Raw genomic sequence first — 20,389 nt, forward strand, 5'->3', positions numbered from 1 at the left:
TGCCTCCACGCGTGCTTGCAGGGACGCGATGGCGGTGACGCGGTCGCGGGGCGCGTCGGCGTGGCGGCCGGGAGCGCGTCCCGCCTGGCGGAAGGACGAGCGGTGACGGAGGCTCTGGAGCGCGACGGCGCCCCCGACAGCGCCGGCGATGCCGAGACCTGGCACCGGGCGCTGCTCGGCCTCGCCGGCCGGCTGCCCGATGATCTCGTCTGCGAGGCGCGCGCGTGGCTCGCCGCCGACCTCCGGCTCGACGTCGCGCAGGCGATCGCGTTCACCGCGACCGGCGGGCAGGTCGATCTCGACGATGCCGAGCTACGCCTGATCCGCGACGAGCTGGCCGGGTCGGGCCTGGACGGCGACCTCGTGCTGGCACTCGACCAGCTCACCCGCGACCCGGCGCCGGCTCCCGGCGTTCCCGGTCCCCACTCGACGATCTCCCAGCCGTCCGGGTACCAGAGGCCGGGTGAGCAGCCGCCGGGATCGTTCCCGGACGCCGCGTCGGCGCCGGTCGTGCCGCCCGTGGGGGTGGCGTGGGAGTTCCGCTCCGGGGATCCGGCCGACGACGGTCCCGGCGCCGCGATGCCGCGGGATCTCACCGGCGACCCCGGCGCGGTGCCGCTGTCCGTCATCGACCAGGCGATCGTCGACGCCGTGCGGGACGAGCCGACCGCCGTCGGGCTGTGGCGCTCCTGGCGGGTGCCGGCGGGCGGCCTGTCCTGGCCGCGACCCAGGCGGGTCTACATCGTCACCGTCGCGTCCATGCCCCCGGTCGAACCGCCGTCACTGCCGTCACCGCCGTCTGAGCCGGCGGCGAGCCCGCTCGCACGATCGCGTCCGGCGCAGGTCGCCGCCCGGCTGGGGGCGGTGCTGGCCGCGACCGGGGAGCTCGACCCGCAGGTCGAGGTCTGCCCCACCGGCGTCGAGCCACCCTCCTACCAGGGGTGCGCCCGGCTGTGCGGCGCGTTGCTGTGGGCACGCCGACCGGCGGCCGAGGTGACGATCGCCCGGGTCTTCGACGAGGTCGACCCGGTGACCGGGCCTGGGTTCGCCGCCGACCGGCCGCGGCTGTCCGATCCGGACACCCGGGCCGACCTGCTGCGGCGGCTCGACCTCGGCATACCGGTGCTCGGCACGTCCGCCCGGATGACCGACGTCCTGGACCCGGACCGCGGCGAGGTCGTGCCGATGACCTTCCGCACGGACGGAGTGTGGGTCTGGACCGACACCACGTCCTACTACCTGGACCAGCACGGCATCGTTCCCGATCCGGACCTGGTCCGCCACCTGCTGGCCGACCCCGCCGCCGCTGACGCGGACGAGGTGGCGCTGCACCGGGTGCTGGCCAACCTGCTCGGACGGCCCACGCGGGAACCGGTGTGGGTCGTTCCCCAGATGGACGAGCCGACGAGCGCGCCGGACATGCCGTGAGCCGTCGCCCGGCCACGGCGATCGCCTCACCGCCGGCCACACGACCCGGCGCCGCCGCCAGCGCGCCGGCCGGCCGGGCGTTGTGGGACGCGGCGTCCCCGCAGGTGGGGCCGGCGGGCGTACCGGCCCCGATGGCGCCGCCGTCCGCCGCCGTGCCGTTCTCGACCGCGCAGTCCGTCGGCGGGCCATCCGTCGGCGGGCCGGAACCCGTCCGGGAACGTCGTGCCTGGACGCCGCCGTGGCCGAGCTGCGCGGGCATCGCCTGGCCCGCCGACGGCCGACCCGTGCCCTGGCGGGTCGACCCTCCGGTGCCGGCACGCCGGTCGGCGGCGCGACGGATGCCACGGCGACCAGCCGGCCCGGCTCACCTGGCCGACCCGGTGGATCCGGTCGTGCGCCGGCTGCTGGCGGACAGCTGGGCGACCCCGGCCGGCCGCTTCCTGATCGAACCCTGGACCTCCCCGCAGCGCCTCCCGCCCGCCCCACCCGGCCTGTTCGCGGTGCATCTGGGGGTGGGCGCGGCCGGTTTCCAGGTGTCCGGCCGGCCGGTGCCGCCGGCGACACTCGCCCGGCTGATCCGCGCCTGCCCCGAATGGCGAGGGCGGCCGCTGCTCCTGCTCCCGCGTCCCCAGCCAGCGCCCCATCGACTCGCCCGGCTCGCCTGCGCGCTGGTCGCCAGCCTCGCCGTGCCGGTCCACACGGCCAACGCCGGCATCTGGCAGCTTGCGGGGATCGCCTTCACGGGAGGCACCTTCGTCCGGTGGCAGCCCACCCGACCGGAGCGCACACCCGCCGGGCCGGTCGACGTCGGTGGCTGGCTGCCCCGATCCGTCGCCGTCGCGGTCCGCGCGCAGATCCCGATCACGCGCCTGCCCCTGCCCCTGCCTTCGCCGCCGACCTGGTGGGCCAGTTCCGGGCGCGACGTGCTGACACTGCCGGCGGTCGTGCGCCGCGGACTGCCCGCCGCCGCGGACGCGGGCGCCGCGGACAGGCCCACCGACGGCGCCGGGGATGGCGCCGGGCCGGCGGCGGCCCGGCGGACGGCCCGCCGCCCCCGTCGCTTCGGGTTGCGCGCGTCCCGCGCGCATCGGGCAGCCGCCGCGACCGACACGGTGCCTGGCGCGGTCGGCGCCCCGCTGTCGGCACCCGCCGGTCCGGGCGGCGGCGTCGGTCCACCCGCGGACCTCGACGGGCACGTCCTCGCGGCGCGCGACGGCCGGTCCGGCACTCCCGTCGACGCGGCGGGACGAACGCCCACGGAGACCGCCACGCCCGTCCCGTCAGCCACAACCGTGCCGGCGGTGTCGCCTGTACCGCCCGCTACACCTGTGCCGTCTGCCACGCCTGTGCCGCCAGCGTCGCCCGTGCCGCCAGCGTCGCCCGTGCCGCTGGCGGCGCCCATGCTGCTCGCCTCGGCCATGCCGGCCGTCCCGGCCGCCGTCGCGGCGACGGCGAGGATCCGCGGCGCCGACGACGCGGCCATCCCCTGGCATCAGGGCGTGCACTCCCGGGCAGCGTTCACCGGTTCCGGCGCGGTCGGCGGGCCGGAACCGGGGACGGCCACGGGTGGCGGCGCACCGCCCGTCGGCCGGCCCGCGGACGGCGGCTCGGCCGAGAGCCGCCCGGCACCCCTCCCGGCGACGGCGGCGGGCGCCGCCACCGCGGACATGCCGAGGGCCTCGCGCGTGGATGACGGGTCGGCACCCGGCGGGCGTCGCCCCTGGTGGGCCGTTGCGCCGCGGTCGGCGACGGCCGACCGCGACCGGCTGCGGTCCCTGCTGGGCTGGCGGTACGAGGGCCACGCGCGCGCGGTGCTCAGCGCACTCGCTCTGCATCCCGGCCTGCGCGCGGCGGCCGGCGACCAGGACGTCCTGACCGGCCTGGTCTGCGTCCGGGCCTACCTGGCGGCGTGCGGCGCACCGGCCGGCACCGCCGCCGCGGACCTCGCGGCCACGGGGGACGCGGCCACCGGAGACGCGGCCACCGGAGACGCGGCCACCGGAGACGCGGCCACCGGAGACGCGGCCGCGGGGGACGCGGTGAACGAGGCCGCGCAGACGGCCGCGGAGCAGGTGCTGGCGGCGGTGGACATGGTGCTGCGCGGCGAGGGCCCCGGACCGGCCGACGCGGTGCTGGTCGCCCGGTGCGCCTGCGCGGGGCTCGCCCGGCTGCCCGCGATCGTCGGACCGGTCCACGCCGTCGCGGATGTGCACCCCGGCGTCGTCGGTCGCCACCAGGTCGGTGACGTGCTGGTCGAACCGGCCTTCCTCGAGGTGTCTCCGGTGGCCGCACGCACCGTCGGGCACACCGTGGAGTACGCCATCTGGTCCTCGACGGCCCGCCGGACGTCCCTGCTCGCGCAGGACCTTGCCCCGGCCTCCGGCGGCCGGCTGCCGGACGCGCTGTTCGCCGCGGGCACCCGGTTCGTCGTCCTCGCCGTCGACCAGGCCGTGTCCGCGGATCAGGCCGTGTCCGCCGATCAGGCCGTGTCCGCCGACCGGAGCGCACCCGCGGACCAGGCCGATGCCGTGCCCGTCGACCAGGCCGGCGCGGGGCTGTCGGCGCGGGCCGGGGCGCGCGGGCGTGAGGTCGGTGAGGCGGGTGGCGGCCCCGGCGCGGTGACGCGGGTGCTGCTGCGCGAGCTGGTCGCCGGGCGCGGCGACCAGGCCGCCGACGAGCGGGCGCTGCGCCGACTGCGCGAGAGCTCGCCGACGCGGGCCGGTGCCGCGGCGGCCCCGGCGATGCGGGCGCCGCGACGCGCTGTCGGCGTCGGCGTCGACGGCCGGACCTTCGATCCGGAGGGGGGCCGTCCCGTGCCCGGGCATGACCCCGCCGCCCCGACCAGCCGTCCCGACCAGCCCAGCCAGTCATACCGGACCCGTCCAGGGAGCCCGCGATGAGCGCGACCGTCCTGTCCGTCTCCGCCACGGACGCCGACTGCGTGAGCGGCGTCGCCCGCGCGCTCGTCGCCGCCGGTCCGGGCGACACCGTCGCCGTGCGCCCAGGGCACTACCGGGAGGCGCTGGTGTTCACCCGCGACGTCGTCCTCGTCGCGGAGGAGGGCCCGGGCAGCGTCGTCCTGGAGGTGCCGCCCGGCGCCGCCCTGCTCGTGGCCTCCGGCCGGGTGGCGCTGCACGACATGGTCCTGCGCGGCGGGGACGAGCAGCTGCCGCTCGTGCAGGTAGCGGGCGGCGTGCTGCGGATGGAGGACTGCGAGGTCCACGCGGGCTCGCCCGCGGCCGTGCATCTGCGCGGCGGGCAGGTGTCGATGCGCGGCGGGCGGATCGTCACCTCCGCCGGCGCCGGGATCGTCGCCGACGCGGGCAGCGGCGAGTTCGCCGACGTCGTCGTGGAGGCCCGCGGCGGGCCGGGGCTCATCGTCGCCGGCACGGCGGCGCCGGTGCTGCGCGGCTGCGAGATCCGCGGCGTCGACGGCATCGGCGTGCTCGCGGCCGGCAGCGGGTCGCCGCTGCTGGAAGGCTGCCGGATCGGCGCGGCGGAGGGCTTCGGCGTCCTGGTCCAGCAGGAGAGCAGGCTGCGGCTGGTGGGCAGCGAGGTGGCCGGCGGGCGGGCCGGGCTGGTGGCCGCCGACACCGCCGTCGCCGTCCTCGACCGCTGCCTGCTGCGCGACGCCTCGGGGCACGGGGTGGTCACCCGCGACCGGGCGGCGCCGCGGCTCGTCGGGTGCGTCGTCGCGGATCCCGCCGGCCACGGCCTGCACGCGGCGGGGCGTTCAACCCCGACGCTGGAAGGCTGCGAGGTGCGGGGCAGCGGCGCCGCCGGGGTGGTCGTCGACGACACCGCCCGCCCGGTGCTGCGCGGCGGGACGCTCACCGGCTGCGCGGACGTCGGCGTGCTGCTGATCGGACGGTCCGGCGCGCGGCTGGAGGGCGTGCGGGTCGAGGGCAGCCCGATCGGCGTCGCGGTGGAGGGCGACGCGGAGCCGGACATCACCGGTCTGTCCGTGGAGGACGTCACCTACGGCCTGCACGCCAGTGGCGGCGCCGGCCGGGTCGCCGACAGCGGGGTGCGCGCGGCGCGCCGCGGGGGGGTCCGGCTGGCCGGCGAGGCGCGCATGGCGTTGCACAACGTCTGGACCACGGGCGGCCGCGTCGGGATCGAGATCGTCGAACGGTCCGCGCCCGACCTGCGCGCCATCGAGGTCGACGGGGCCTGCGACGCCGCCATCGTGGTGCGCGATCATGCCCATCCGACGTTGACCGGCGTCCGGGCGCACGGCACCACCGGTCCGGGGCTCGTCCTGGGGCCGGGCAGCCAGGCGCGGATCGCGGACGTCGAACTGGTCGGCAACAGCGGCCCCGGGATCCTGGTGGAGACGACGTTGCCGGTGACGGTCACCGGCGGTGTCGTGCGGGGCAACGGCGGCGCCGCCGTCGAGGTGGTGACCCCCACCCACCAGGTGCGGCTGACCGACGTCGACACCGGCCACAACAACGTCCCCGTCGATCTCGCCGGCGGGGCGGCATCGGGCGGGTACGGTGCCGCGTGGCCGACGGCCGGACCGGCGGCGTCGGGCGTGCTCACGCCCGACGGCATGCCGCCGCCCAGCAGCGTGCGACCGCCGAACGAGACGCCCCGGGCGGGTGGTGCGCCGTCGGCCTGGGGCACCGCACGGCTGGGCGACGCGCCGTCGCCCACCGGCCCCATGCCCGGTGACCCTGCGGCGAGCGTCCCCGTACCTGATCACCAGAGGCCTGATCACCAGCCTCCGGGCGGGCAGGTGCCAGGCAGGTCGCTGCCGGGGCAGCCGACGCCGGCGGGTGGGGACGCTGGTGGTCCATCGGCGCCGGGCGCGCTGGCGGCCGGCGGTGCGTGGCCGGCCGACTCGACCGCGGGACCCTCCTCACCGCAGCCGTCGCCGGGCGGTGCGTCGCCGGGCGGTGCGTCGCCGGGCGGCGGCGCGGGGCCGGGGGCGCCGTCGGACGCCGTGGCGGCGCTGCTCGCCGAGCTCGACGCGCTCGTCGGCCTGGAGGGCGTCAAACGGGAGGTGGCGACGCTCGTCGGGCTGCACCAGGTGGCCAAGCGGCGGCGCGAGGCCCGGCTCAGCGTCCCGCCGATGTCGCGCCATCTGGTCTTCGCCGGGCCGCCCGGCACCGGCAAGACGACGGTCGCCCGGCTGTTCGGCCGCATCCTCGCCGCCCTCGGCGTCCTGTCGAGCGGAAAGATCGTCGAGGTGGCGCGCGCCGACCTCGTCGCCGAGCACGTCGGTGGCACCGCGGTGAAGACGACCGCGAAGGTGGAGGAGGCCCTCGGCGGCGTGCTGTTCATCGACGAGGCGTACACGCTGACCCCCGACGGGGGGCACGACTTCGGCCGGGAGGCCATCGACACGCTGGTCAAACTCATGGAGGATCACCGCGACGACATCGTGGTCGTCGTCGCCGGCTACTCCCCGCAGATGCGGTCCTTCCTCGCCGCCAACCCGGGCCTGCAGTCGCGCTTCTCCAGGACCATCGAGTTCGACAGCTATTCGAACGACGAGCTGGTCACGATCGTCGAACGGCTGTGCCGCAGCCACCACTACGCGTTGGAGTACGAGACGCAGCAGGCGCTGCTGCGCCACTTCGCGGGTCTCGCCCGCTCGGAGACGTTCGGCAACGCCCGCGTCGCCCGCCAGGTGTTCGAGGAGATGCTCGGCCGCCAGGCGTACCGGCTCGCGGCCACCCCCGACGTGCCCGAGCTCGAACTCGCCCGGCTGCTGCCCGAGGATCTCGGCGAGCGGGAGGAGGTGAGCGACGCCGAGTCCGGCGAGCAGCGCCGCGCCGTCGACGGTCTGCTGCGCCGCCTCGACGCGATGATCGGCCTCGCCGAGGTGAAGCGGGACGTCGCCGACCTCGTCGACCTCATCGCCTCGGCGAAGGCGCGCCGCGAGGCGGGACTGCCGGCGCCGTCGCTGTCGCGCCACCTCGTCTTCGCCGGTCCGCCGGGCACCGGCAAGACGTCGGTCGCCCGCCTGTACGGGCAGCTGCTCGGCGCCCTCGGGGTGCTGCGCACCGGGCAGCTGGTCGAGGTGGCCCGCGCCGACCTCGTCGGCCAGTACGTCGGGCACACGGCGGTCAAGACGACCGAGGTGTTCCAGAAGGCCCGCGGCGGCGTGCTGTTCATCGACGAGGCGTACACGCTGAGCGCGCACGGCGAGGGCCACGACTTCGGCCGGGAGGCCATCGACACGCTGGTCAAGCTCATGGAGGACCACCGCGACGACATCGTCGTCATCGCCGCCGGTTACACCGGGGACATGGCCCGCTTCCTGGCCAGCAACGCCGGGCTCGCCTCCCGGTTCAGCCACCAGATCACCTTCGCCTCCTACGCCGCCGACGAGCTGGTCGCGATCTTCGAGCGGATGGCCCGGTCGTCCGGCTACGAGCCGCAGGGCGACGCGCTGGAGCTGTTGCGCCGTCACTTCGGCGCCGTCCAGCGCGGCGACACCTTCGGCAACGGCCGCTACGCCCGCCAGACGCTCGACCGGGTGATCGTGCGCCAGGCCGGCCGCCTGCGTGCCCTGCCCGCTCCCACCACCGCCGACCTCCAGAACCTGCTCGCCGCCGACGTCGCCGCCGCCCTCACCCCCCGGTAGGCGCGGGCGGGCGGACAGCGCCCGCCCGTCACCAGCGGAGGAAGAACGTGAGGCCGAACAGGACGAACCCCGCCGAGAACAGCACCAGGAAGATGGCCAGGCCGAAGCTGAACCCGCTCACCTCGCCGGCCGCCCGGACCGAGCCGGGATCATCCGCGTGGTAGACCACGGCCACCGCGGACGGGGGCCGGTGGGAGCCCGAGACGGTCTCGACATGCGTGACGCCGTCCCGGTCGATGTAGCGCACCTGCGTGTAGTGGCTCGTCGTCGTGGTCGTCGTGGTGAAGCCGTTCGCGTCCGTGCTGGTCGAGGTGGACGTCTCGGTCCAGGTGCGCAGCGCGGTCCCGGTCGTGCGCACGCCGCTCGCGCGCAGCTGCCCGATGTCCACCGTGTTCCAGATCGCCAACGCGAGGAACAGCAGCGCGAACCCCATCCAGACCACGCCGAACAGCGCCCCGCCCACGCTCCAGCCGAGTCGGGGCATCGACCGGCGCCGACGCGGCGCGCGCGCCGCCCGGCCGGCGACGCGGCGCGCGGCGAACGGGCGAGACCGTGGCATGAGCGTTGGCACCTGCCCGGATTCGACAGCGCTGGCTGACAGTGACCGGCGCGGCGGCCGGCGTAGGGGTCGGAACCGCACCCTAGTCGGTCGATGGGTGAACTGGGTCACATGTCGAGTTTCGGACGCGATGGAGGAGCGTGCCCGCGTGGCTGGCCGCTCAGCGGGTGCGCAGGCCGGTGCGGTCGACCTCGCGGCGCAGGGAGCGCAGAGCGTAGTGGACGCGGCTCTTCACCGTGCCCTCCGGCACGCCGAGCACGGCGGCGGCCTGGGCGCAGGTGCGGTCGCGCAGGTAGACCTCGGTGACGGCGGCGCGGTGCTCGGGCCAGATCCGGGCGAGGACCACCTCGACGGCGGCGGACAGCGCGACCGAGTCGGCATGGTCGGGCGCGGCGGCGAGATCGACGTGGTCCGCGGTGAACTCGAACTCGGTCGGGCGGGCCGCCCGACCGCGGAAGCCGTCGACGACGAGGTTGTGGGCCACCCGGCGCAGCCAGCCGTGGACCGACCCGCGTTCGGGCGTCAGCCGGTCCAGGTGGTGCCACGCGCGCAGGAACGTCTCCTGGACGACGTCCTCCGCCCGGCCGCGGTCGCCGCCGGTCAGCCCGGTGGTGTAGGCCAGCAGGGCGGCGCGGTGCCCGAGGACGAGGTCGGTGAACCGTGTCCGGGTGGCCGGACCCGCGTGGTCGTCGGCGTCCGGTGTCGTCTCCGCGCGGGTGTCTGCCATGACCTGACCGTCGCCCCTGCGGGGTGGCCATCGCTACGAGGCGTCCCCTCCTCCCATGGGGGACCGCCCTCGATTCGCGGGGGGTTGTCCCCACCCCCCGTACCCCGTCCGGGGGATGCGGTGATCAGGCGAGGACCATCGAGGCCCCGGCCGGGCGTGGGAGCAGCGGCGGCGCCGCGGAGCCGCGGGTGCGGTGCGCGTAGCCGTACAGGCCGCCGGCGACCGCCGCGAGCAGCAGCACCAGCACGGCGAGCGCGGTCACCACCAGCAGGCGTCGCGGCGACATCACCACCGGCGCCCCGGCGTCCGCCCACAGCCGAGGCCGCGTGCCGTCCTGCGCCCGTTGCACCGGCACCGCCGCCCAGTCCAGGACCGTGTGCGCGCCCGCCCTCGCCTCCGTACCCGTCATGGCCACTGTGCCGGCGATGGACTTCTGGCCGGCCGTCGCCTCTGGGCCGGCCGTCGCCTCTGGGCCGGCCGTCGCCTCTGGGCGGGCCGTCGTCTCGGGGCCCGAAGTTACCTCTGGGCCCGCCGTCGTGTCGGGAGCCGCGATTGTCCTTGGGCCCGTCGTCGTGTCGGAATCCGCGGTCGTCCCCTGGCCTGCCGCAGTCTCCAGGCCCGCGGTTGTCGCTGGGCCCGGCTCCGAGCGGGCCGGTGCGCTGGCACCGGCGGCCGTGGGCGCGACGGGTGCCGGGGCGAGCCGCGCGGCGGCGATGCGGGCCGCGCCCAGCGCGACCGCGTGCTTGGGATGGGCATCCACCAGGGCCGGACGGCCCAGCGCCGCCTCGATCATCCGCGCCACCAGCGGGACGCGGGCCGAGCCGCCGGACAGCAGGACGGCGGTGAGATCCTGCGGGGCGACCTCGGCCGAGCGTAGCGCCCGGTGCACCGCCTCCACCGTGCTGGCGAGCGCCGGGCTGATCATCTGCTCGAACGTCGCGCGCGTCAGGCGGACCTCGGCGCGGACCGCCGGCAGGGACACCGGGATCTCCGTCTCCTCGTCGAACGACAGCGCCTCCTTCGCCAGGACGCACTCCCGGCGAAGCCGGGCCAGGCCCACCATGTCGTCGCGGCTGTGCGGGTCGAGCGCGTCGACCGCACCACCGAGCTCGGTGTCGACGTGGCGGAGCACCGCCTCGTCGAAGTCGACACCGCCGAGCCACTCCACTCCCTCGGGCAGGCCGAGCGGGCGCGGTTGCCCGGTCTCGAAACGCAGCACCGCGGTGTCGAACGTCCCGCCGCCCAGGTCGTAGACGGCGACGAGGTCACCGTCGGTGAACATCCGGGTGGCCGCGAAGTGGGTGGCGGCGGCCACCGGCTCGGTGACGATGGTGACCGAACCGAGCCCGGCCAGGCGCGGCACCTCGTCGAACTGCTCCATCCGGTACGGGCCCCACACGGCCGGGCGGGTGAGCACGACCGCCGCGGGCGGCGCGCCTCGGGCGGCCACCGCGGCGCCGATGGCATCAGCCAGGGTGGCGGCGAGCAGCGCCGTCGGGGAGTAGGGAGCGCCGCCGAGCACCAGGGGGGTGGGATCGCCGAGGCGGCGCTTGAAGCCAGCGGCCGCGCGGTCCGGCACCCGCACGGCGCGGCGCGCCGCGGCCTCACCGGTCAGCAACCGGCCGTCGGCATCGGCGACGGCCACGGTGGGGGTGAGCACGCCGTGGCTGCCGAGACTGACCATCCCGACGTGCCCGCCGTCTCCCGGCGGCAGGCCGGTGGCGACCGCGGTGAAACTCGTGCCGAGATCGACTCCGAGGCCGTACCGCACGGTCGACTCCCGCCGGATGATGTCGTGATGGACGTGGTGGTTACGCCATGCCTGCTCCCTGTGCGCACTTCAGTGTAGGTCCGTCCCTTATGTGTCCAGCCGGGTCGGCAGCTATGGGGGCTGCATCCGGCGACCTCATCAGGAGCCGGCCGTGACCGCCGTGCCCACCGTGCCCCCCGGACGACCGCCACGGCACCCGGCCGGGACCCGGCGGACCGTTCGAGATCCCATCGTCGCCGCCCGTCGGAACGGTGGGAGATCGAACGTGTGTTTGATATCGTGATGGCCGTGGGGATCGCGCCGTTCCAGGCGTCGCTGCTCGACGCCGCACCCGCCGTCGAGGTCGGCCCGCTTGGGCCGTCCGTGCGGCGGCACCTGCTCGCGCCGGGGGCCTGGGTGGACGAGCGGCGCCGGTGGATCGAGGGGGCCGACGCGCTGTTCGAGCGGCTGCGCGCGGCGGTGCCCTGGCGGGCCGAGCGGCGGCCGATGTACGACCGGGTCGTCGACATACCCCGATTGCTGTCCTGGTACGGCGAGGGTGCCGCGCTGCCCGACCCGGCGCTCGACGCCGCCCACCGCGTGCTCGAGGCACACTACGGCGACGAGCTGGGGGAGCCGTTCGCCACCGCCGGGCTGTGCCTGTATCGCGACGGGCGCGACAGCGTCGCCTGGCACGGTGACCGGATCGGCCGCGGCGCCCGGGTCGACACGATGGTCGCGATCATCGTGCTCGGCAATCCGCGGCCGCTGCTGCTGCGCCCGCGCGGCGGCGGCCCGGTGCGCCGCCTCGACCTCGGCCACGGCGATCTGCTCGTCATGGGCGGCAGTTGCCAGCGCACCTGGGATCACGCCGTGCCGAAGACGGCACGCCCCGTCGGCCCCCGGATCAGCGTCCAGTTCCGTCCCCGCGATGTCCGCTGACCCGCCCCCGGCTCAGGCCGGCAGGTCGGCGAGGCAGATGCGGGCCAGGTGGCAGGGAAAGCGGGTCCGACCAGACGTGGAACGCGCGGCCTACGCGTAGGGCTCGCTGTCCCGCGCGACCCGCAGGGCCCGTCCCCACCAGGACATCCGGTCGAGCAACAGGTCGACGGCGGCCGCCGTGCCCCCGTCGGCCGCCACCCGGCCACCGTCGGCGAAGTCCGCCGCGCTCACCCCGTGCAGGCTGACGCTGTCGCGGACAGTGACGGCATGCTGCTCGGCGAAGACCGCCCGCAGGTGTTCCACGGCCCGCAGGCCACCGCTGACACCGCCATAGGAGACGAATCCGACCGGTTTGGCGTACCACTCCTGCCGGTAGTCGTCGATGAGGTGCTTCAGCGCCGCCGGATAGCTGTGGTTGTACTCCGGCGTGACGACCACGAAACCGTCGGCCGCCGCGAGCCGGCGCCCGACCGTCTCCCGCGTGGCCGGCGTGCCCACGTCATTCGTGCCCGCGTCGTTCGTGCCCGCGTCATTCGTGCCCGCGTCGTTCGTGCCCGGATCGCCGGGGCTCACGCTGCCGGCGGCTGGCGACGCGATGTGCGGCAGCGCGGCCGGATCGACAAGGTCGAGGCGCACATCGTCGCGTCGCTGGGCAAGCGTGGCGAACCAGGCGGCCACCGTCGGGCCGAGCCGGCCGGCGCGGACGCTGCCGAGGAGCACGGCGAGCGTGAGCGGCCGCGGCGCCTCGCCGACGCCGCCGGGCCGGGGATCCCCGAGATGTGCGGCCGCGTGGGGCGTGGCCGCGTCGGGCGTGGTGGTCGTGGCGGATGTCAAGACGGTGCCTCCCGCGTGCTGGGTACGGACGCCCGACCGTCGGGCCGGGCGCGAACCCGATGCTGCGGGGTGAAGTCGACTTCAGGTCAAGCGGGCGCCCGGCGGGGCCCGCCCGGTTACGATGCGGGCGTGCCCGCCTGGCCGGCCGTCCGTCGCCGTCACGGGCGCGGGCCAGGGCGGAGGGCGGGATGATCGGGCGAGGTCGGGTCCTGATGGGAGCGGGCGCGGCGGGCGGCGGTGCCGTCGTTGGCGCGGGTGTGGGTCTGTGGCGGCTCGTCCTGTTCCAGGGCAGTGTGGCCGACCGCAAGGTGCGCCCGCTGACCACCCCTGCGCCGCCGGTGCGTGAGTTCTACGGCAATCCGACCCGCCCCCCGCTCACCCTGGCGATGCTTGGGGACTCCAGCGCGCAGGGCACCGGCGTGCACGACTACGACGACACCCTCGGTGGCTGGCTCGCGCGTCATCTCGCCGACGGCGGCCGGCACGTGCGGGTGGTCAGCGCCGCCCGGGACGGCGCCCGCGCCGCCGACCTCGCGGGTCAGGTCGCCCGCATTGCCCCAGCCTGTCCCGACCTCGTGGTCATCTCCATCGGCGTGAACGACATCCGCCATCGCACCCCGCCGGCGCGAGCCGCGCGCCACCTCGCCGCGGCCGTCACCGACCTTCGCCGCGGCGGCGCCCAGGTGATCGTCGGCACGACACCGGACCTGAGCATCATCGCCGCGGTGCGCCCGCCGTTGCGGGAGATCCTCTGGTTGCTCGGGCGCCGCCTCGAACGGGCGCAGACTCCCGCCGTCCTGGCCGCCGGGGGCACCCCGGTCCGGCTGCGCACCGAGGTGTCGCGCGCCTTCGCCGCCGACCCGACCCTGTTCGCCGCCGACGGCCTGCACGCCGCGGCCGCCGGCAACGCGCTCATCGGCGCCGCCCTGCTCACCGCCTTCCAGCCGCAGCCGGGCTCCGCCGAGGCGGGCGCGGCCGCCGCCGTGACCGGTGCGGTGAGTGTGGACGTGACCGCCGTCGGCTAGCGCCGGGCGAAGGCCCCACCCGAGGCCACCCACATCGCGCGGTGGGCGGGCGGCGACCGTCGGATCCTGATGACGACCGCGCGGCCAGCGCCCGTCGCGCAGACGATGGCGTCGTCGCGTGGCGGTGGGGAGCGGGGCCCGTGCGACGCCGTGGATGGCGCCGCGGGGTCACACCGGCAGGGCGAGGACGACGAGGTTGTCGCGGTAGCTGTGCCGCGCGCGGTCGAACGGGCCGCCGCAGGTGATCAACGCCAGTCTCGGCGGCCCGTCACCGCGGAACACCCCCGTGTCCGCGAGAGCCGACTTCGCGACGTGCACGCGGGCGACGACCCGATAGTCGTGCGTACGACCGTCGGCGCTGGTGACGATCACCGGGGATCCTGTCGCCACGCGGGCGAGGGGGAGCAGCGCGCCGGGCTGGCCGTCATAGTCGACGTGCCCCGCGATCACCACGGTCCCCGACGGGGCACCAGGCGCCGCGCCTGCCGCCCACCAGCCCACCGTCGCCGGATCGCGGGGCAGATCGAGGGTGTTGGTGGCACGGTCGGCGAGCTCGGGGACGACCGGAGCGTCGACGCCGGACGCCGGCACGGAGACGCGCGCCGGTCGCCGCCGTGCGGCGTCCCGCGAGTCGGCAGGGTCGGCCGGCAGTGGGGACGCGGCGAGGACTGTGCCCGTGTCCGGCCCGGCGGCGGCCGGGAGCGTCGCCGCCCCCGGCATCGCCGCCGAAGCCGAACCCGACGCGAGCGACCCGACATCGCCGGGTGCCCGTGACGTCGCCCACTCGACGATCCCGGTGACACCGACCGCGCCGGACAGCACGGCGGTGACGATCAGGAGACGACTGGCCAGGAGTCGCCGCCTGGCCAGTCGTCGCCGACGTGCCCGGACCGGCAGCGCGCCGCGTGGCCGATCCGCCGCGTTGGTCATCCCTGGCGGCGAGCCGGGCGTGACCGCCGGCGCTGCCAGCCGACAAGCACGCCGGCCGACCCGAACGCGAGGCCGAGGGCCCCGACGGTCAGCGCCGACGGCTCGTCGTCCGCCGCGGCCAGGCCGCTGTTGCCGGCGTTGACGGCGGAGGGAGTGGACGTCCCCACCCCGGGCGCTCCGGCCGACGGCCCCGACGGGTGCGAGACCGAGACCGGCTGCCCGCCGCCGCCCCCGGACGTGCCACCACCGGGCACGCCGCTACCCGGCATTCCTCCACCTGGTACGCCGCCGCCGGGGACGCCGCCGCCGGGGACGCCGCCGCCGGGTACGCCGCCGCCGGGTACGCCGCCGCCGGGGACGCCGCCGCCGGGGACGCCGCCGCCGGGTACGCCGCCCCCGGGTACGCCGCCGCCTGGTACGCCGCCGCCGGGGACACCGGCACAGGTCTGCTTGTCCTTGTCGGGAACGCCGTCCTTGCAGGGAACGGGGCCGGGCGGGGAGACCGGGCCGGGGACGCCGACGGGGCAGGGCTCACCGTCCTTACCGGGCAGGCCGTCCTTGCAGGGGATCGGTACGGGGCCGGGCGGAAAGATCGGTCCGACGATGACCGTCACCGGCGGGATGATCGGCCCTGGGACGCCGACGGGGCAGGGTGCGCGGTCCTCGCCGGGCAGGCCGTCCTTGCAGGGCAGCGCGACGGGGACCGGAGGGGGAAAGAACCGGACGATCTCAGGGCTCGTCGGATCGGCCGCTCCCTGGCCCATCAGACTCCGGATCTTCTCCTGCAGGGCGCCGGTGGCGTCGGTGCTCACACCCGGTGGGCCTTGAAACAAGGTCACGGGTTCGGCATCCTGACCCGACGGCGTGGCTGCCCACGCCACGCCCGGGAATCCCAGCGACAGGGCGACCGTGGCCGTGACGGCGCCGATCGTTCGAGCTCCCGCTCTCGGCAGGGAGCGCGTGGTCCGTTGCATTCTAGTAGAGCTCCCGGCATGTTATCCAGATAGCTGGTCGTTCGCACCATACCGCTGGCGGGGCGTCTCGAAGATAGCGGTGGGACGACCGGTTCCCGCGATTGTTCACACGAGAGCACATGGCTCCGACCGGAATGCGTCGCGTTGGTTCGGCCAGTCGAGTGGCCGGCATACGGTCCGTCTGAAGTGCCAGCTCAGACGGGAAGTAGTCGGGTATGGAACCGGGTCTGGGAACCCTGCGGAGTGCGATACGGCGATGTCTCACCCCGCCCTCGAGTCATCGTTCGACGGGTACACCTCTGGTGGGTGGCGATGCGCTGGGCGGGCCCGCGTGGCCGGTCCGGATCCGGCCGGAAAGGGTGGTCTCGTAGCGGTCGGAAATCAGGAAACCGACGTCACTTCGACTCGTTGCCTCGTCTGATTGCCGCGATGTCGGGAGCGTGGACAGAAATCCCGGGTCAGGTGCGCCGGAACAGGCCCGCGGGAAAGACGTAGCCCCTTTGCGTGGGTAGCCGCCCGGCGTCGCGCGGGGATCGACGGGGGTACGCCGGCCGCGGCGCCGGCGGTCCGCCGGGACGGACATGGGCGTCCGCAGGCGGGGGTCCCGCGAGCGGGGGTCGCGGCGACCTCGTGCCCCACTCCACGGCTCGACCCGACGGCCGCGCGCCGGCGGCACCGGCGCCGCCGCCGCGGGCGAGGCGGGGAGACGCGGCGCCGACGGCGGCCGGCTGTCAGCCGCGCGCGTGCGGGGAGCCGCCGAGTCCCGCGACTACAGCGACCACGCCGGCCCTGCCGGCCGCGCGCGTGCGGGGAGCCGCCCCGTCCTGCCGGCCGGGACGGCGTCGCCCGGATACCGAGGTCGCCATCCACCGTGAAGTCGCCGCCGGGCGTGGGCCGCGATGCCGGCCCGGGCGTCGGTCGCGCTGCCGGCCCGGGAGGGGCGGGCGTGGTCGGAGCGGGGGAGCGGGCGGCGCCGAGGAACGTGCCGTAGCCGCCGTCGTGATAGACGAGCGGCGCGGCGGCGCGCTCGGCGCGGCTGTCGAGGACCTCGGCGACGACCAGCATGTGGTCACCGGTGGTCAGACGCTCGCGGATCCGGCAGCGCAGCCAGACCGGTGCGTCGAGCAGCAGCGGCTCGCCGGTGCGCAGCGGCCGCCAGCGGGTGGGCGCGGCGAAGCGGTCGACGCCGGTCGCCGCGAACCGGGCCGCCAGCTCCCGCTGGTCGTGGGCGAGCAGGTGGACGACGAGGGAGCGTGCCGTCCGCAACGCCGGGATCAGCGACGACTGGCCCGACAGCGCCAGCGACACCAGCGGCGGTCGCTCCGATAACGAGGTCACCGACGTCGCGGTGAAGCCCGCGGGGCCGCCGACCCCGGGGAACGTCACCACCGTCACGCCCGCCGCGTGTCGGCGGAACGCCGTGCGCAGTCCGTCGGCCGCGAGCGGCGCCGTCGCGGGGGCCCGGTCAGGTCGGCTCGGCATGTCCTTCGGCATGCCCCCCAGCCTTCACACCACGCATCCCGCGGCCAACGCCCGCCGCGCCGGTCCAGCACGGCGATCTGACGACGCGGGCCGGTAATTCACGTCGCAAGGGTGGATGGACGTCAGAGGATGGGGTCATAGAGTGACATCCTCGTGAACAAGGGGGCAGACCAGGCCATGCCGACGAACCCGGGCCAGGAACGGCGGCTCGCCGGCCGCTACCGACTCGGGCGGATGCTGGGCCGTGGCGGCAGCGGCATCGTCCGCGAGGGTGAGGATCTGCTGCTGCGCCGCCGGGTGGCGATCAAGGAGCTGCGCACCCCGGCCGCGGCCTCCGAGCAGGAGCACGCGGTGTTCGCCGAGCGGGTGCTGCGCGAGGCGCGCGCCGCCGCCCGGCTGCGTCATCCCGGCCTGGTCACCGTCTACGACGTCCTCGAGGCCGACGACCACACCTGGATCGTCATGGAGTACGTCGACGGGACGTCGCTGTCCGACCTCATCCGCGACCAGGGCCGCCTCAGCCCGCTGCGGACCGCCCGGATCGGCGTCAGCCTCGCCTACGCGCTGGAGGCGGCGCACCGTTCCGGTGTCGTGCACCGCGACGTCAAGCCGGGCAACGTGCTCGTCACCACCGACGGCCAGGCGAGGCTCACCGACTTCGGTATCGCCGTCACCGAGGGGGACACGACGCTGACCGAGGCCGGCACGCTCGTCGGCTCGCCCGCCTACATCGCCCCCGAGCGCGCCCGCGGAGCCCGGGTCGGCACTGCCGGTGACGTCTGGGGACTCGGCGCGACCCTGTTCTCCGCCGTCGAGGGTGTGCCGCCGTTCGAGGGTGAGGGGCCGCTGGCCATCCTCGCCGCCGTCGTCGAGGATCGGCGCCGGCCGTTCTGGCACAGCGGTCCGTTGCGCGGGGTGCTCGGCACGCTGCTCGAGCCGGATCCCGCGCGGCGGCCGTCCCTCGCCGAGGCCCGGGGCTGGCTGCGCGACATCGCCGATGGCCTGGAGGAGCAGGCCATCGGCGTCGAGGCGACCCTCGTCGAACTCCCGCGGTCCGACTCCGACGTCGACGAGTCGACGCGGACGGAGACGGCCGGATCGACCGAGGTGGCCGGGCCGGCGCTGGATGAGGTGGCCGCGGACGGACCGGCTGCCTCGGCGGAGGGGACCGCGGCCGCGTCGAGGTCGGCGGTGGGCAAGGACGTCGCTGACGAGGCGCCGGACATCGGTGACGCGGCGGTGGCCGGAAGGACAGCGGCGGCCAGTGAGGCCTCGGTGGCCGGTGAGACGGTGGTGGCCGGCGAGGCGGTGGTGGCCGGCGAGGCTGCCGTGCCCATCGAGGCCAGGTCCCCCGAGGCCACACCGGCTGAGGATGATCGGCCCGCGGACGGGCGCGCCGACGACGAGCGTGTCGCCACGTCTGCGCCGGCGGACTCGGCGACGTCAGCCGTGGCGGGCGGTGACGGCGAGGGTGCCGGGGTGGCCGCGGGCGCGGCGGACCCCGCCGAGGGCGGTGCGCCAGCCGCTGGCACCGTGCAGGCCGAGGGCGGGCGTGATCACGCGACCCGTCCGGCGGGCATGGCTGGCGCCCCGGCCGGCGCCGCTGCCGCTGCTGCCGGTGCCGGTGCCGCTACTGGTGCTGGTGGGGTCGCAGCGGGTTCGGGCCGGGTCGGCGCGGGGACGGGAGCGGCGTCCGGGACAGAAGCCGAGTCGGGCCGGCGTGGGCGGCTCGGGGTGCTCGTGGCGGTCGCCGTGGCGGCGGCCGTGCTCGCGGCGGCGGCCGTGGTGCTCGGGTTGACGCTGGCTGGCGGCGGGCCGTCGACGCCGGCGGCGCACCCGACGTCGATCGCCGGCACGCTCACCCCGTCGGGACAGCTGCCCGCGTCGCGCCCGCCGCACGCGAGCCCGTCGCCGACCGGCTCGCGCGTCTCCGAGCCCGGGACCTCCACCGCCCCGGGAACGTCGCCGGCACCGGGGACGTCCGTCAGACCAGGCACGTCCGGCGCTCCCGGGACCTCCGCCGCCCCGGGGGGAGCACAGGCCCCCGCGACCGCGACGGGTGGAATGGCCGCGGTGGCGCCGGGCTCGGCGGGATCGCCGGCGAGGTCCGGCGATCTCGGGACGCTCGTCCCCAGCTCGACGCAGCCCGCCGCCGCACCCCGGGGCTACGCCAGCCATCGGGACGCCTCCGGCTGGTCGGTCGCGGTGCCCACAGACTGGCGGACGGACGTCCGCGGCGACGGGCGCGCCGTCTCCACCGCGCCGGGAGGCTATCCCGACCTGCTGGTCGAGGTGCAGCTGAAGGCCGGGGCGTCGGCGATCGGCGCCTGGCGGGATCTGGAACCCACCGTCCGCTCCAGCACCAGTGGCTACCGTCTGCTGTCCATCCGCGCGGCCGACGGCGGGGACGGCACAACCGCCGCGGTCTGGGAGTTCACCTTCACCGCCGGCGGGCGCACGATCCACGTCCTCGACCTCGGGATGATCCGTAACGGCCATGGCTACGCCCTGCGCTGGCGAGCCCCCGAGGACGGCTGGCCGGCGACCCAGGCGCAGCTGCGCACGATCGTGGGGAGCTTCCGCCCTGGTCCGTGAGCCGATGGTGGTCGGGACGAGGCCCGGATGTCCCGTGGGCGACGTCGACGTGTCGTCGCGGTTTCACGCTCACACCACGCGGCTGTCGTTCACCGCTGGCATCATGGTGGCAAGCCGTGCGGCGCGCCACACCCGGGACCACGTGTCCGCCGGGCGGGGCGCGTCCGGTACGGGCGAACACACGGCAAAGGACGGGAGAAGCCGGTGGCGAAGCGCCTGAACTGCCCCTGCGGCGAGTACATCGAGGGTGAGGACGAGGACGACCTGGTGGAGAAGACCCAGGCGCATCTGTCGGAGAAGCACCCCGGCCACGACTACACCCGCGAGCAGATCCTCTTCCTCGCCTACTGACCGGCCCGGGAGTCACCGCTCCCCGCGCCGCCCGGATGCACCTCGGTCCGTCCGGGCAGCGCGGTCGCATGGTCTGGCTATGTAGGCCCGCCGGTGGCGGGAAGCGGGCCGGAAGTCCGGTCGAGCTGGCCGGCGCCGGCCGGAAGCTCGACGGTCGGTGCCGCCGTGCGACGTCACGATCATCCGTGTCTCCG

At 76.1% G+C, this 20,389-nt stretch carries 14 protein-coding genes; 7 read left to right on the forward strand and 7 right to left on the reverse strand.

The annotated features are described in order from the left end of the window. Positions 1-102: 102 nt before the first annotated feature. Genes AC6EXY_RS16995 through AC6EXY_RS17005 form a run of 3 tightly spaced genes read left to right on the forward strand, consistent with a single transcriptional unit; the run spans position 103 to position 8,026 of the window. Positions 103-1,428, forward strand: a complete 1,326-nt coding sequence (locus tag AC6EXY_RS16995) for a hypothetical protein (protein ID WP_499817564.1) — start codon at positions 103-105, stop codon at positions 1,426-1,428. Continuing rightward, a complete protein-coding gene (locus tag AC6EXY_RS17000) occupies positions 1,425-4,328 on the forward strand; it encodes a hypothetical protein (RefSeq protein ID WP_499817565.1) in 2,904 nt (967 codons plus the stop codon). The genes AC6EXY_RS16995 and AC6EXY_RS17000 overlap by 4 nt, the downstream gene beginning before the upstream one ends. Further along, positions 4,325-8,026 (forward strand): AAA family ATPase, encoded by a 3,702-nt coding sequence (locus AC6EXY_RS17005; RefSeq protein ID WP_499817566.1) that lies wholly within the window; start codon positions 4,325-4,327, stop codon positions 8,024-8,026. Before AC6EXY_RS17000 ends, AC6EXY_RS17005 begins: the two co-directional genes overlap by 4 nt. A 28-nt stretch (positions 8,027-8,054) precedes the next feature. On the opposite strand, the gene AC6EXY_RS17010 is transcribed toward AC6EXY_RS17005, so the two are convergent. The 3 genes from AC6EXY_RS17010 to AC6EXY_RS17020 all read right to left on the reverse strand — a co-directional run bounded on the left by AC6EXY_RS17010 (position 8,055) and on the right by AC6EXY_RS17020 (position 11,083). After that, positions 8,055-8,585, reverse strand: coding sequence for a DUF3592 domain-containing protein (locus AC6EXY_RS17010; RefSeq protein WP_101832331.1), 531 nt, complete (start codon positions 8,583-8,585; stop codon positions 8,055-8,057). Positions 8,586-8,745: 160 nt separating this feature from the next. Then, the gene (locus AC6EXY_RS17015; protein WP_101832330.1) at positions 8,746-9,312 is read right to left on the reverse strand and encodes a sigma-70 family RNA polymerase sigma factor; all 567 of its coding nucleotides are present in this window, start codon (positions 9,310-9,312) and stop codon (positions 8,746-8,748) included. A 124-nt stretch (positions 9,313-9,436) separates the two neighbouring features. Then, positions 9,437-11,083: an Hsp70 family protein gene (locus AC6EXY_RS17020; protein WP_101832329.1), complete on the reverse strand. Its 1,647-nt coding sequence runs from the start codon at positions 11,081-11,083 to the stop codon at positions 9,437-9,439. Between the two features lie 288 nt (positions 11,084-11,371). Here AC6EXY_RS17020 and AC6EXY_RS17025 point away from each other — a divergent pair, with 288 nt between their 5' ends. Then, positions 11,372-12,004 carry an alpha-ketoglutarate-dependent dioxygenase AlkB gene (locus tag AC6EXY_RS17025; protein WP_165818427.1) on the forward strand — a complete coding sequence of 211 codons (633 nt, stop codon included), beginning with the start codon at positions 11,372-11,374 and terminating at the stop codon, positions 12,002-12,004. Between the two features lie 90 nt (positions 12,005-12,094). Here the strand turns inward: AC6EXY_RS17025 and AC6EXY_RS17030 are convergent, their stop codons facing one another. Next, positions 12,095-12,838, reverse strand: a complete 744-nt coding sequence (locus AC6EXY_RS17030; protein ID WP_499817567.1) for an NADPH-dependent FMN reductase — start codon at positions 12,836-12,838, stop codon at positions 12,095-12,097. 188 nt (positions 12,839-13,026) lie between these two features. On the opposite strand from AC6EXY_RS17030, the gene AC6EXY_RS17035 reads away from it, so the two are divergent. After that, positions 13,027-13,863 (forward strand): SGNH/GDSL hydrolase family protein, encoded by an 837-nt coding sequence (locus AC6EXY_RS17035; protein ID WP_101832327.1) that lies wholly within the window; start codon positions 13,027-13,029, stop codon positions 13,861-13,863. 168 nt (positions 13,864-14,031) lie between these two features. Here AC6EXY_RS17035 and AC6EXY_RS17040 read toward each other — a convergent pair whose 3' ends face one another. The 3 genes from AC6EXY_RS17040 to AC6EXY_RS17050 form a co-directional block, all read right to left on the reverse strand. Further along, on the reverse strand, positions 14,032-14,793 hold the full coding sequence (locus AC6EXY_RS17040; RefSeq protein WP_101832326.1) for a class F sortase: 762 nt from the start codon (positions 14,791-14,793) through the stop codon (positions 14,032-14,034). Next, positions 14,790-15,605 carry a hypothetical protein gene (locus AC6EXY_RS17045; RefSeq protein ID WP_499842363.1) on the reverse strand — a complete coding sequence of 272 codons (816 nt, stop codon included), beginning with the start codon at positions 15,603-15,605 and terminating at the stop codon, positions 14,790-14,792. The genes AC6EXY_RS17040 and AC6EXY_RS17045 overlap by 4 nt, the downstream gene beginning before the upstream one ends. 543 nt (positions 15,606-16,148) lie before the next feature. Beyond that, on the reverse strand, positions 16,149-17,261 hold the full coding sequence (locus AC6EXY_RS17050; protein WP_499817569.1) for a flavin reductase family protein: 1,113 nt from the start codon (positions 17,259-17,261) through the stop codon (positions 16,149-16,151). A gap of 165 nt (positions 17,262-17,426) precedes the next feature. Here AC6EXY_RS17050 and AC6EXY_RS17055 point away from each other — a divergent pair, with 165 nt between their 5' ends. Continuing rightward, on the forward strand, positions 17,427-19,844 hold the full coding sequence (locus AC6EXY_RS17055) for a serine/threonine-protein kinase (RefSeq protein ID WP_499817581.1): 2,418 nt from the start codon (positions 17,427-17,429) through the stop codon (positions 19,842-19,844). 204 nt (positions 19,845-20,048) lie between these two features. Further along, positions 20,049-20,195 (forward strand): DUF1059 domain-containing protein, encoded by a 147-nt coding sequence (locus AC6EXY_RS17060; RefSeq protein ID WP_101832324.1) that lies wholly within the window; start codon positions 20,049-20,051, stop codon positions 20,193-20,195. Positions 20,196-20,389: the final 194 nt, after the last annotated feature.

It is taken from the genome of Frankia sp. RB5 (assembly GCF_059816245.1).